Here is a 13,024-nt window from a genome sequence, read left to right as displayed (position 1 = left end):
CGCTGCAGGTCCTGCGAATAAGCCTTCTCGCGGGTTTTGATTTCGTTGGCGATTTCCGCCGGCATATCGACCGGCAGGTTGACGTCCATTCGTACGTGGAAAAGCATGGTCAGCGGCTCCTCAATCAGTGGGGCGTTAATTGGTGGGCGTCACTTCGTGACTTTCATCAGCCCATCGCGAGTGAAGCGCTTGACCTTCGCTTCATCCAGTTCAATGCCAAGACCCGGCCCGTTCGGCACGGTCAGTTCGAAGTCGCTGTAGTCCAGCGGCCGGGTCAGAATTTCTTCGGTGATCAGCAGCGGGCCGAACAGTTCGGTGCCCCACTGCAGGTTCGCGAAACTCGCGAACAGATGCGCGGACGCGACCGTGCTGAATGCGCCTTCGAGCATCGTGCCGCCGTACAGCTCGATGCCGGCGGCATCGGCGATCGCGGCCACGCGTTGCGCGGCGAACAGGCCACCGCTTTGTTCGATCTTGATCGCGAACACGTCGGCGCCGCCGTTCTTCGCGATTTCGAACGCGCTGTCCGGGCCTCGCAGTACTTCGTCGGCCATCAGCGCGACCGGGAAGCGGCGCATCAGGCGCGCGAGCGCGGCCGCCGATGCAACCGGCTGCTCGACCAGATCGCAACCCGCTTCGGCCAGCGCCGGAATCGCCCATGCGGCCTGGGTTTCGCTCCACGCCATGTTGACGTCGACACGCACCGCCGCGCGGTCGCCGACCGCCTTCTTGATTTCGGCGACGTGCTTGATATCGGTTTTGAGTTCTTTCGCGCCGATCTTCAGTTTGAAGACGTTGTGGCGGCGCACTTCGAGCATGTGCTCGGCTTCGGCGATGTCCTTCGCGGTATCGCCTGAGGCGAGCGTCCACGCAACTGGCAGACGTTCACGGCGACGCCCGCCCAGCAGTTCGCTGACCGGCACGCCGACGCGCTTGCCCTGCGCGTCGAGCAGCGCGGTTTCGAGCGCGCTCTTCGAGAAATGATTGACCTTGACCAGCTTGCCCAGGTGCGCCATCAGCGCCTGGATGCGCGTCGCGTCCTTGCCGATCATCGCCGGCGCGAGGTACGCGTCGATCGCGAGCTTCATCGCTTCCGGGCTTTCCGGGCCGTAGGCCATCCCGGCGATCGTCGTGCCTTCGCCGATACCGACCACGCCATCGCTGCAGTAGATCTTCACCAGCATCAGCGTCTGCCCGTACATCGTGGCGACCGACAGTTTGTGAGGGCGGATCGTCGGCAGATCGACGAGGCTGGTTTCGATGCGTTCGATGGTCGGGTGGGTCATCGCCAATCCTGCAGAATGAACTATGTTGCATGGATTTATACCCGCCAGCTTTTATAGCGTCCAATACTTTTTGGATCGGCTTCAATACCTATAAAATATCGAATCGGCGCGAAGCCCGAATTTATTCGGGTTTTTGCATCGCAACATATGAAGTAGGTATTGAAAACCCTGGTCACTTATGGGAGACAGAAGCCATGGACATCCGCCAGCTCAGGTACTTCGTCACGGTCGCACGTGAAAAAAACTTCACACGCGCCGCCGAGCTGCTGAACATCGCGCAGCCGCCTCTCAGCCGGCAAATCCAGCTGCTCGAGGAGGAAATCGGCGTCGCGCTGCTGATTCGCCACACCCGCCCGGTCCGGATGACCGACGCCGGCCGGCTGCTTTACGAACAGGCGATGCAGGTGCTCGGGCGGGTCGAACAGATGAAAGCCGCCGCCCGCCATGTCGGCCTGCATCAACGCAGCGTGCTGTCGATCGGCTTCGTCGGCTCCGTGCTGTACGCCGGCTTGCCGACGCTGCTGCGCAAGCTGCGCCAGAACGCGCCGGAACTGGACATCCAGATGGTCGAGCTGATGTCGATGCAACAGATCGACGCGCTCAAGGAAGGCCGCATCGATATCGGCTTCGGCCGCGTGCACCACAACGATCCGAACGTTGCCGGCATCGTGCTGCGTGAAGAGCGCCTCGCCGTCGTGGTGCCGATCCGCTCACCGATGGCCCAGCAGGCGGGCCCGCTGCCGATGAGCGAACTGGCCGGCCAGAAGCTGATCGTGTATCCGAAAGAGCCGCGCCCGGGCTTCGCCGACCAGGTCCTGAACGTGTTGCACGGTCATGGCGTGCAGGTCGGCGAAGTGCTGGAAGTGCGCGAAATCCAGAGCGCGCTCGGTCTCGTCGCCGCCGAGTTCGGCGTCTGCGTGGTGCCGGCGTCCGCGCGGCAGGTGCGCCAGGACGTGCATTACCGCCTGCTCGACAGCGACCGCGCAACCTCGCCGGTGATCTTCAATCATCGCGTCAACGACAATTCGATCTATATCGACCTGGTCAGACGCCTGATCGACGAGATGTACGCGGAACGTCCGTCCTGGCTGGAAACGGATGACCTGAGTAAGCCGGCGCATCGCGATTGAGCTGGCCTGCGCAATCGATCAGGGATCCTGATCGGGCATCCTGAGCGAGCGAGCTTGCCTGACGAGACTCGAAGCGGGGACTCGAAGCGGGGACTCGAAGCGGGGACTCGAAGCGGGGACTCGCAGCGGGGACTCGCAGCGCGGCCCGCACGCCGGGCTCAGAAACTGTGCCGGATGCCCGCCGCCATGCCGAGCTGGGAAGCGCCTTTCGCGGGCGTCGTGCCGCCGCCACCGGTGCTGAGCGTGTAAGCGGCCTGCGCGCTGTTGGCCAGATACGCGCCCTGCAGATAAACCGCGGTGCGCGCGCTCAGCAGATAGGTGCTGCGCAGCGTGCCCATCGTGGCGCGGGTGTTGTGGCGGGCATTCACCACGCGAAAGACTTCGCCGTCGACGATAAAAGACGACGTGACCGGATACGACGCGCCCAGATAAAACAGATCGGCATACACGTTCGCGATTGCCGGCGAATCCGGCCTCACGCGGCGCCCGGCCCAGCCGCCGCCGACTTTGAGGCCGCGGAGCTTGGCCCAGCCGTTCAACTGCATGCGGATATCCTTGTCAGCCGCGTTTGTCAGCGGGACCGGCGCGATGCCATCGAAAAAGTTGGCCGCCGCGTTGCCGCCGCCGCGTTGTTCGTCGTAGGCCGCCGCCACGCCGAAGCTGCTGGCGTCGTACTTCAGCAGCGCGGACCATTGCCGGCATTGCGTCCGCGCGCCCGCGACCTGGCCCGCACAAGGGCCTTGTCGCGGCGTGGTGCCGTACGCCGAGCTCTCGCGGCCGAACGAATAGGTCGCGCCGAGCGTGAGTCCATTGAACTTGCCCTTGTACGCGATCGCGTTGTCGCTTCTGGCATTCGCGTAAGCGGGGTCGAGCGCGCCGGAGCCGAAGATGTCGGGGCCGAGAATATCGGAATCCTTATTGGCCCACGAGGTCATCGTGTATTGACGGCCGAAGCTCAGTTGTCCGTATGGACTTGCGAGACCGACCCATGCCTGGCGGCCGAACAGCCGGTTCGCGAGGCCCAGTTCGCCGTCGCGCGCGTTGAAGCCGCTTTCGAGCGTGAACACCGCCTGCAGATTGCCGCCCAGGTCCTCCGAGCCGCGCACGCCCCAGCGCGACGGCAGTTCGCCGGTGATCGCCGGCATCCGCACGAGCTTCTCGCCGGCGGGATTGGCGTTCGACACATATTCGATGCCGTTGTCGATGATGCCGAACAACGTGATGCTGGTTTTTGCGTACGCCGACACGCTCAATGCACAACAGCCCGCGGCCACCCAATACTGCATTTTCATCCGTCACCTCCGTGGTTTTTGTGCGTTCCTGCCAGCACAAATGCCGACAAGTGCTGTCGCCGAGTCTTCGCCCGGCCAACCTTTCGACTTGTAATAATAAACGGAGCATGCAGTAATGTGCGCTTTTTCGTTATTCTGACAAGATTTTCATGAAGTTTTTTTCATATTCATCGTTTATTTCGCCGCCTACGATCACCCCCGCGACGGCGACAGACGAAAAAAAACCGACGCGAGCGTCGGTTTCCGGGAGATGCGAGCGAAGTGAAGGTCGTGTGCTAACTCTGCGGCGCCTCCGCGCCCAGGTGGGCAGCGATCCGGTCGCGCAGTTGCAGGTATGCGTCGGCGAGGGTCTTGTCGCTGGTGTCGAAACTCATATCGGCGCGGCCATAAAGTTCGCCCCGCCCGGCGAGGATCCGTTTGAGATCGTCCATTGCCTCGCGATTGCCGGACATCGGCCGCATATCGCCTTGCGCGATCACGCGGCGCATATGCTCCTCCGGCGTCGCGCGCAGCCAGATCGTAAAGCAGTGGCCGAGCAGCGTATTGAAGGTCGCCGACTCCGACACCAGGCCGCCGGGCGACGCGATCACCGCGCTCGGATGCTCGGCGATCACCGCCTCCAACGCACGCTGCTCGTAGCGCCGGTAAGCACTCGCGCCATACAGCGAATGAATCTCGGACGGCGGGCAGCCGGCCAGTTGCTCGATGATTTTCGTCAGTTCGATGAACGGCTTCTTCAGCTCCTGCGCGAGCATCTTGCCCAATGTCGACTTTCCGGCGCCGCGCAAGCCGATCAACGCGACGCGGTCGTTGCGGTGCGGATCGGCCGGCGTCTGTTCGAACAGATCGGCGAGTGCCGAGCGCGCGCGGCGTAGCGCCGACTGGTCGCGCCCTTGCAGAAGCTCGCGAATGAACAGCCATTCCGCGGACAGCGTCGTCACGTCGCCGATCACTTCCGCGAGCGAGCAGTTCAACGACGCCGCCAGTTGCCGCAACACCTGGATCGACGGATTGCCGGCGCCCGACTCCAGCGTGGCCAGGTGCCGCTCGGACAGCCCCGTTTCGACGGCCAGCGCCTTGCGCGTCATCCCGCGCCGCGCGCGCAGCAGCCGCACGCGATCGCCCATCGCCGCCAGAAAGGGATCGCGCACGGCGCGCGCCGCGTCGGCCCCGGCTTCATCGCCAGGGGGATGTTCACTGTCCGTCGAGTCAGTCCGCTTCATCTTCCAAGCCTTTTTTGCATATACCAGCACTATAATGCTTGAAATGCATCTGGCAAGTAGCCAAATTTCACGAAACCCGCCATATATCGCAAGTTGTCGCGCTAATTGGGATGCCGCGGCCGGGCGAGCATGGAACGGGTGAGAAATCAGTAAGCGGCTGACTGAGCGCCGAATCAGACCCCCAGGTAGCGCTGCAATAACGCGCCGTCGGCGGCAATCTCGGCGGCCGGCGCATTCGCGACCGCGCATCCCTTCTCGAGAATCAGCGCGCGGTCGGCCTGCTCCAGCACCGCCCGATAATTCCGGTCGACGATCACCGTCGCGATCCCATTGGCCCGAATCACCGAGATCACGTTCCAGATCTCCTGCACGATCTTCGGCGCGAGGCCTTCGGTCGCTTCGTCGAGGATCATGCAGCGCGGGTTGGTCATCAGCGCGCGGCCGATCGCGAGCATCTGCTGCTCGCCGCCCGACAACTGCGCGCCGCCGTTGCCGAGCCGCTCCTTCAGGCGCGGAAACGTCTCCAGCACGCGTTCGAGCGTCCATTGCCGGCTGCCGTCTGCACCGGGCCGCCCGGCCAGCAACAGATTCTCCTTCACCGACAGATTCGGAAACACGCCGCGCCCCTCGGGGACATACGCGACGCCCATGCGGGCCACCACGTGCGGGCGCGCCGACGAGACATCGATACCGTTGATGCGGATCTGTCCGCTGCGGGTTCTGATATGCCCGAGCAGGCTGCGGATCAGCGTGGACTTGCCCATCCCGTTTCTGCCCATCAGCGCGAGCGTTTCGCCTTCGCGCAAGCCAACGTCGACACCGCGCAGCGCGTGGCTCGAGCCATACCACGCGTTCACGCCGCTCGCCTGCAGCAACAGCGGCGGCGTTGCAGATTGCGGCTCAGTGCGCATCCACGGCTCCCAGATAGGCGTTTTGTACCGCGCGGTCTTCCTTGACGGCCGCGGCCGTATCGGAAGCGATCACCGCGCCGTCGACCATCACGGTGACCCGGTCGGAAATCGCGAACACCGCGTCCATGTCGTGCTCGACCAGCAGAATCGCGTGGGTCGGACGCAGCTCGTTCAGCAGATCGAGCACCCGCGAGGTTTCCTCCGGACCCATCCCGGCCAACGGTTCGTCGAGCAGCAGCACGTCGGGGCGGCCGGCGAGACACATCGCGATTTCGAGCTGGCGCTTTTGTCCATGAGACAGCGTGCCGGCCAGCCGCTCCGCGTATTTCGTCAAGCCGGTGCGCTCCAGCGCTTCACTCGCCCGCTCGTTGCTCACCGCGCACTGGCTCGCCGCTTCATGCACCCGCCATGGGCGAGGATGATGCGCCTGGGCCGCGAGCCGGCAGTTTTCCCGGACCGTCAGCGGCGCAAACACGTTGTTGCGCTGATAGGTCCGGCCGATTCCGGCACACGCTCTGCGCCGTTGCGGCCAACTGCCGACCGACTGCCCGTGCAGCTTCACGTCGCCCGAGGTCGGCGTCAGTTCTCCGCACAGCAGGTTGATCAGCGTGGACTTGCCCGCGCCGTTGGTCCCGATCACGCTATGGACCGTGCCCATTTCGACGCGAACCGACACGTCCCGCACCGCCACGAGGCCGCCGAAACGCTTCGTCAAGCCAACGGCCTGAAGACCGTCGCGATGCGCGCCGGCAGCGGCGCGGCTGTTTTTATCATCGCTCACGCGGCGCTCTCCTCGTCCGATGCAACACCGTCGTTCGATCCGCCGCGAGCGCCGCGGCCGCGCTCGAAGCGCGCGCACAGCGTGGCCGCAAAGCCCGAGATGCCGTGCGGCATCACGGCGACGGCCACGATGATCAGAACTCCGAACAGCAGCTGCCAGTGTTTGGTCAGTTCCGCGAGCCAGTCGCTCAGCAGTACGAACGCCAGCGCGCCGGTAATCGCGCCGCCGAAACCCGAGCCGCCGAGAATCACCATCAGCAGCACATCGCCGGACTGGCGCCACGAGAACAGTTCGGGATTCACGTAGCCGTACTGGAACGCATAGAGCGAACCGGCGATGCCGGCCAGCGAACCGCCAATCGCAAAGCTCGCGAGTTTGTAGAAGAACACCGGATAGCCCGACGCGGTCATCCGCTGCTCGTTATGCTTGATGCCGGTCAGCGCGTGGCCGAAGCGCGAGCGCATCGTCAGCTGCAATACCGCGACGGTTGCCACCAGCACGGCGAGCACGCACCAGTAGAAGTGGCCGGCCCTGGCGGTGTCGAGCCACTTCCAGCCGAACGCGCCGAGCACCGGCTTGAAGTAGATATAGCTGCCGTCGCTGCCGCCGAAACCCTTGCCGTCGTGCACGAGGTAATACAGCATCTGCGCGAACGCGAGCGTCACCATGATGAAATAGATGCCGCGCGTACGCAGCACCAGTGCGCCGATGATCAACGCGAGCAGCAGCGCCACCACCGCGGACACCGCCAGCATCGCCAGCAGATTCGCGGCCCCGGATTCCGGCGCGAGCAGCGCGGTCGTGTACGCGCCCGCGCCGAAGAAAGCCGCGTGGCCGAGGCTGACCATCCCCGTGCAGCCGACCAGCAGTTGCAGGCTCAACGCGAAGATCGCCACGATCATCACCTTCGACAGCAGCTCGATCGTGTAGCCGCCGCCGCTGAGCACCGGCGCCAATGCCAGCGCGACAAGGACTGCCAGGCAAGCGGGCCACCGCAAACGCCGCGGCCACGAAGCGCCCGGCGCGCCGCCGTCCGGACGCGTCGCGAGAAAAGTTTTTGCCATTGCTTTTATCCTCGCTTCAGCAAACCGGCCGGCCGCCACAGCAGGATCAGCGCCATCAGCAGATAAATCGCCAGACCCGCGCCGTCCTGCCACAACATCTTGCCGAACGTATCGACGAAGCCGACCAGCAGCGCGGCCACCAGCGCCCCCGCAACCGAACCGACGCCGCCGATCACGACCACGAGGAAGCAGATGATCAGCATCTGACTGCCCATGCCCGGATACACGGTCGACACCGGCGCGAACAGCATCCCCGAGATCACCGCGAGCCCGAAGCCGAGCGAAAACACCACCCGGTACAACAGCGTGATGTTGATCCCCAGCGACTGCGCCATCTCGCGATTCGACGCGCCGGCCCGGATCGCCATGCCGACGCGCGTCTTGCGGATCAGCCAGTACAGACCCGCCGCCAGCACAATGCAGGCGCCCGACACGAACAGCCGGTACACCGGATAAAGCATCCCGTTGCCGATCTCGATCGAGCCCGACAGAATCGCGGGCACCGGCACGCTATGCACGTCGTCGCCGACCAGGATGCTGCGCAGTTCCTCGACGATCAGGATCAGCCCATAGGTCATCAGCACCTGCTGCAAATGGTCCCGCTCGTACAGGAAACTGAAGAACACCCATTCGAGCAGGTAGCCGATCGCGAGCGACAACACGACGCCGAGCAGCAAAGCGACGAACAGATTGCCCGTCAACGAAGTCAGCGTGAAGGCGAAATACGCGCCGATCATGTAGAAGCTGCCGTGCGCGAGATTGATGATGCCCATGATCCCGAACACGAGCGTCAAGCCGCTGGCCACCAGAAACAGCAGCATGCCGTACTGCACGCTATTCAGACACTGAACGAGGAACGTCGCGAAAGACATGGCTCGGCCTTCGTCAGTTCATCGAGCAGCCCCGTGCCGGGTCGGCTAGCGCCTTCGCAGCGACGGACAGCAGATGGTTCTCGTTGCCCTTGACCTGACGCAGATAGATATCCTGCACCGGGTTGTGCGCCTTCGACATCACGAACGTGCCGCGCGGACTGTCGATCTTCGCGCGCTCCATCGCGTGCACCATTGCATCACGCTGTGACATGTCGCCCTTGACCGCGACCAGACCCGCGGCGAGAAGCTGCGCGGCGTCATAGCCCTGCACCGCGTAGACGTCCGGCTGCAGCTTGTAGGTCTTCGCGTAGTCGAGGCGGAAACTCTGATCTTTGGGCAGCCCGAGACCGTCCGCATAGTGCAGCGTCGTCAGCAGGCCCTGGGCGGCGCTGCCTTGCGCATCGAGCGTGCCGTCGGTGAGAAAGCCAGGACCATACAGCGCGATCTTGTCTTTCAGACCGGCCGCCGCGTAATCCCGGACGAATTTGACCGCGCCCGCGCCGGCGAAAAAGACATACACCGCATCGGGCTTCGCGGCCGCGATCTGTGTGAGTTGCGACTGGAATTCGACGTTCGGAAACGGCACCGTCAGTTGTTCGTCGACCTTGCCGCCGGCGGCCTCGAATGCTTCCTTGAAACCTCGCACCGACTCCTCGCCCGCCGCGTATTTCCAGGTCAGCGTCACGACGTGCTTGGCGCCCTTCGACGCGGCGACTTTACCCATTGCATACGCGGGCTGCCAGTTCGAAAACGACGTGCGGAAAATGTTCGGCGCGCACAGCGGCCCCGTCACGTTGTCCGCGCCCGCATTCGGGACGATCAGCAACGTGTTGGTATCTTTCGCGACTTTCGCCATCGCCATCGCCACGCCCGAATGCACGGTGCCGAGCAGCAGATCGACGTGATCGCGCTTCACCAGACGCGTCGCGTTCTCGGCGGCCTTCGACGGATCCGACTCGTCGTCGAGCCGCACATATTCGACCGGACGCCCCGCCAGTTTGCCGCCCTGCTCCTGCACGTACAGCTTGAAGCCATTCTCGATGGCGACGCCGAGCGGCGCATAGGTGCCGGTAAACGGCAACATCACGCCGACGCGCACAGGCTGGTTCGCGGCCGTCTGCGCATACGCGGCCCCGATCAGGGCGGCCGAGCACAGCAGTCCAAGACCCGCGCGCTGCAGGGATGACGAAATTTTCATGGGAGGTCTCCGGCTTGAATTGTCGATATCGGTAATTCCGGACTTTTATTGCGGCCAACGAACTGCTTACAGATGTGTTGCTGCACTCTAGCGAGCAGAAAAAAGGAAGTAAAGTGCGCGTTAACGCCAATGCCTCGTTAAATAGGCTTTTAGCAGTGCATTTAACTGCACTTTATCTAACAGTCAGTCAGCGAGCGGCTCGTCCGGTGCCCGGACGGCTGCCTGACAGGCCGGCCCGGCAAGGCCCCGGCGGCTCGATACCGCAGCGATATGAAAGCAGATGAAATCGGTATTGGCGAAATGAAGCGCGCTCCCATACCCTGCGTTCACTCGCCCATCTTGAAAAAGCAAAAGCAACGCCCTCGCGCGTGCATGGAGACATTTTGAATAAGCCTCTCGACCTCTCGTCACTCATTGATCGCGAACCGCTTCGACCGTATCAATGGGCAATTTTTCTTCTCTGTTTTCTGACCGCGGTATTCGACGGATTCGACACTCAGGCCATCGCGTTTACCGGCCCGGCTATCGTCGCGGCATTCGGCCTGCGGCCCGGCGATCTCGCGCCGATCCTGAGCGCCGGCATCGTCGGCATGACGATCGGCGCGATGACGCTGGGCCTGATCGGCGACCGGGTCGGCCGCCGTCCCGCGCTGCTCGGCGGCGTGGCGATCTTCGCGATCGCGTCGTTGCTCACGGCCGGCGCGACCAGCACCTGGCAGATCCTCGCGTTGCGCTTCATCGCCGGCCTCGGGATGGGCGGCTGCACGCCGGTGCTGCTGTCGCTCGCCGCGGAGTACGGCCCGGCGCGCAGCCGCGGCGCGATCATGACCGGCGTGCTGCTCGGCTTGCCCGCCGGCGCGATGCTCGGCGGACTGCTGGCCGCGCGGATGCTGCCCGTGATCGGCTGGCAAGGCGTGTTCGTGGTCGGCGGCGGCGCGCCGCTGCTGCTGCTCGTCGTGCTGTTTTTCGCGTTGCCGGAATCGCTGCAATACCTCGTCAGCCGGCCGGGCCGCGATAGCGCGCAGCGCGTGCATAAAACGCTGCGCCGGATCGTCAGCGTCGCAGTGCCGCCGGACACCGCGTTCCAGGTGCCCGAATCGACCGAACGCGCCAGCGTTGCCGCGCTGTTCAGCAACGGCAACGCGCGCAACACCGGTGCGATCTGGATCGTCTATCTGTGCAACTGGGTCGCGTGGTTCATGTTCCTGTCATGGCTGCCCACCGTGCTGAAGACGGCTGGCCTGCCGGTCACGCAGGCGCCGCTGGGCACGGTGATCGTGAACGCGGTGTTCATCGTCTGCGCGATCCCGCTGTCGATGCTGCTGCCGAAGGTGAACACCCGTCGCCTGCTGATGGTGTTGCTCGGCCTCGGTATCGCGATTGCCGTCGGGCTCGCTTATGCGGGTACTTCGTGGGGCCTCGTGTTCGTGCTCGCGGGCGCGGCCGGGCTCGGCATCGGCGGTCAGCAGATCGCGCTGAACTATCTGGTGGTGAGCGCGTATCCGACGACGTTGCGCGCCACCGCGACCGGCTGGGCGATCGGCATGGGCCGGGTCGGCGCGATTGCCGGCTCAGCGGTCGGCGGCACCGTGCTCACGCACGGCGGGCCGAGCGGCTTCTATCTCGCGTTGGCGGTGCCGCTGGCGGCGGCGATGCTGGCCGTGATGGCGATTCGTGTCGGAGAACGAAGCGACGACGGCGAGCTGGTCGTCGCGCACTGAACGGCGGTGGGACGCCGGCCGCGTCGCGGGTTTCTTTTCGTCGCGGCGGCCGGCGCTTTCAAACCGGTTGCTTCAAGGGCTGCATGCCGTGGCTCTCTTCGCCGGCACTGCGTCTGATCAAGCGGTTGCGGGTGCGTCGCGTGATCGCGATCACCGCGAACACGACCGGGCCGATCAACAGGCCTTCGGCCAGTTCAGGCTCGATCGGCAGATTGAGAACATGCAGCGCCTTGAAGGCCGCGGCGGCGAGCGACAGTACGTAGTACGAAATCGCCGCCACCGATAGCCCCTCCACCGCATGCTGCAAATGCAGCTGATTGCGCGCGGTGCGCTCCATCCCGCCGAGCAGGCGCGTAACGTCCTTCTCCTGCGTGAGGTTCACGCGCGTACGCAACAGGTCCACTGCGCGCGCGATCCGCGCGGCAAGCACTTCTTCGCGTGCCCACACGCTGCGGCAGGTTTCCATCGCCGGCGCGAAACGGCGCTCCATGAACTCCTGGATCGTCGGCATTCCTTCGATACGCTCTTCGCGCAGTTCATGGATGCGGGCCAGCACCAGCTTCTCGTACGCGCGCGATGCGCTGAAACGTCCCGCTTGCCCCGACAACGATTCGACCCGCACCGCAAGGTGCGTGAGCCGAACCAGCAACTGCGCGTCGTTGCCCGCTTCGCCGCGCGCTTCCATCCCTTGCATCAGGTCCTGAAGCGCCGCGTGGATATCGTCCAGCTCGCGACTCATCTGCCGTGCGACCGGCAGCGCGAGCAGCGCCATCATCCGGTACGTTTCGATCTCGTAGAGCCGCTGCAACAGCCGGCCGCCCTGCTCCTCGCGAAAGCCGTCGTCGATCACGAGAAAGCGCATGAAGCCGTCCGGCCGCAGCCGCCAGTCGCAAAACGCCTGACCGCCGCCGAGCACGTTGCTGCCGACGAGGATCGGACCATCGAACCATTGCCTGACCGTGTCGTGCGCCGCATGCGCCGCGTCGCCGCTGAGCAGTTCCATGCGCGCCGCGACGAAGCGGCTGCCGGCGAGCTGCGCGAACCAGTGCGCGGGAATGCCCTGAATCGCGGCGTCGCTGAACAACGCCTGATCGTCGCTGCGCGGAATAACGAACGTGAAGGTCGAAAATTCGGTGTGGCGCTCCCACTTCAGATGCCAGCCGCACGGCGACTGCACCGAATAGTGGGTCGCGCCCTCCGCGGGCGCGGCAATGCCGGTGTCGCGGCACAACGACTGCAGCAGCGTCTCGTGCAGCGACGGCTTGTGTTCGGCGAAGACCGCGTAGTGAATCAGCGAAACCGCTTCGGCGAGTTTCAGAAAAGGCCGCGCGTGCAGCTCTTCCGCCAACGCGGTTCGCAACGGATGATCGAGGTATTCCGGAGTCGGCATTTTCACCATGCTGTTCACGCAGTCGAGTCGATGCTTCGGGAAGACGGCTTTCAATCACTATGACCGAATCGGCCCTACAAACAAAGATCATAGTTTTGATAGATACCTTCAGGAATTCTGATGGATGGGCGTTGCCGCGCGAGCGGCGGACAAAGC

12 protein-coding genes are annotated in these 13,024 nt (G+C 64.2%); 2 read left to right on the top strand and 10 right to left on the bottom strand.

The genetic code is table 11. The features are described 5' to 3' along the window. A partial coding sequence (locus BTH42_RS08610) for a muconolactone Delta-isomerase family protein (protein ID WP_218641997.1) occupies positions 1 to 107 on the bottom strand: 107 nt, incomplete at its 3' end. A gap of 42 nt (positions 108 to 149) precedes the next feature. Then, the gene (locus BTH42_RS08605; RefSeq protein ID WP_075297842.1) at positions 150 to 1,286 is read right to left on the bottom strand and encodes a muconate/chloromuconate family cycloisomerase; all 1,137 of its coding nucleotides are present in this window, start codon (positions 1,284 to 1,286) and stop codon (positions 150 to 152) included. Positions 1,287 to 1,480: 194 nt separating this feature from the next. On the opposite strand from BTH42_RS08605, the gene BTH42_RS08600 reads away from it, so the two are divergent. Next, complete coding sequence (locus BTH42_RS08600; protein WP_075297840.1) at positions 1,481 to 2,416, top strand: LysR family transcriptional regulator; 936 nt, start codon at positions 1,481 to 1,483, stop codon at positions 2,414 to 2,416. Positions 2,417 to 2,574: 158 nt separating this feature from the next. Here the strand turns inward: BTH42_RS08600 and BTH42_RS08595 are convergent, their stop codons facing one another. The 7 genes from BTH42_RS08595 to BTH42_RS08565 form a co-directional block, all read right to left on the bottom strand. After that, on the bottom strand, positions 2,575 to 3,708 hold the full coding sequence (locus BTH42_RS08595) for a porin (protein WP_075297838.1): 1,134 nt from the start codon (positions 3,706 to 3,708) through the stop codon (positions 2,575 to 2,577). A gap of 275 nt (positions 3,709 to 3,983) precedes the next feature. After that, the gene (locus tag BTH42_RS08590) at positions 3,984 to 4,931 is read right to left on the bottom strand and encodes a helix-turn-helix transcriptional regulator (protein ID WP_075297836.1); all 948 of its coding nucleotides are present in this window, start codon (positions 4,929 to 4,931) and stop codon (positions 3,984 to 3,986) included. Between the two features lie 173 nt (positions 4,932 to 5,104). Beyond that, positions 5,105 to 5,842, bottom strand: coding sequence for an ABC transporter ATP-binding protein (locus BTH42_RS08585; protein ID WP_075297834.1), 738 nt, complete (start codon positions 5,840 to 5,842; stop codon positions 5,105 to 5,107). Then, complete coding sequence (locus BTH42_RS08580) at positions 5,832 to 6,623, bottom strand: ABC transporter ATP-binding protein (protein WP_256701890.1); 792 nt, start codon at positions 6,621 to 6,623, stop codon at positions 5,832 to 5,834. The genes BTH42_RS08585 and BTH42_RS08580 overlap by 11 nt, the downstream gene beginning before the upstream one ends. Beyond that, entirely contained in the window at positions 6,620 to 7,687 is a 1,068-nt protein-coding gene (locus BTH42_RS08575; RefSeq protein WP_075297832.1) for a branched-chain amino acid ABC transporter permease, read from the bottom strand. The genes BTH42_RS08580 and BTH42_RS08575 overlap by 4 nt, the downstream gene beginning before the upstream one ends. A gap of 5 nt (positions 7,688 to 7,692) precedes the next feature. After that, positions 7,693 to 8,559, bottom strand: coding sequence for a branched-chain amino acid ABC transporter permease (locus BTH42_RS08570; protein WP_075297830.1), 867 nt, complete (start codon positions 8,557 to 8,559; stop codon positions 7,693 to 7,695). Positions 8,560 to 8,572: 13 nt separating this feature from the next. Next, positions 8,573 to 9,757, bottom strand: coding sequence for an ABC transporter substrate-binding protein (locus BTH42_RS08565; RefSeq protein ID WP_075297828.1), 1,185 nt, complete (start codon positions 9,755 to 9,757; stop codon positions 8,573 to 8,575). A 383-nt stretch (positions 9,758 to 10,140) separates the two neighbouring features. Here BTH42_RS08565 and BTH42_RS08560 point away from each other — a divergent pair, with 383 nt between their 5' ends. Then, the gene (locus BTH42_RS08560; RefSeq protein ID WP_075297826.1) at positions 10,141 to 11,478 is read left to right on the top strand and encodes an MFS transporter; all 1,338 of its coding nucleotides are present in this window, start codon (positions 10,141 to 10,143) and stop codon (positions 11,476 to 11,478) included. A gap of 58 nt (positions 11,479 to 11,536) precedes the next feature. On the opposite strand, the gene BTH42_RS08555 is transcribed toward BTH42_RS08560, so the two are convergent. Continuing rightward, a complete protein-coding gene (locus BTH42_RS08555) occupies positions 11,537 to 12,868 on the bottom strand; it encodes a DUF3422 family protein (RefSeq protein ID WP_075297904.1) in 1,332 nt (443 codons plus the stop codon). Between the last annotated feature and the right edge of the window lie 156 nt (positions 12,869 to 13,024).

It is taken from the genome of Burkholderia sp. SRS-W-2-2016 (assembly GCF_001931485.1).
In the GTDB taxonomy this organism is placed as follows: domain Bacteria; phylum Pseudomonadota; class Gammaproteobacteria; order Burkholderiales; family Burkholderiaceae; genus Paraburkholderia.
The sequence above is the reverse complement of the archived record's forward strand: the minus strand, read 5'-3'. Positions and strand labels throughout refer to the sequence as shown.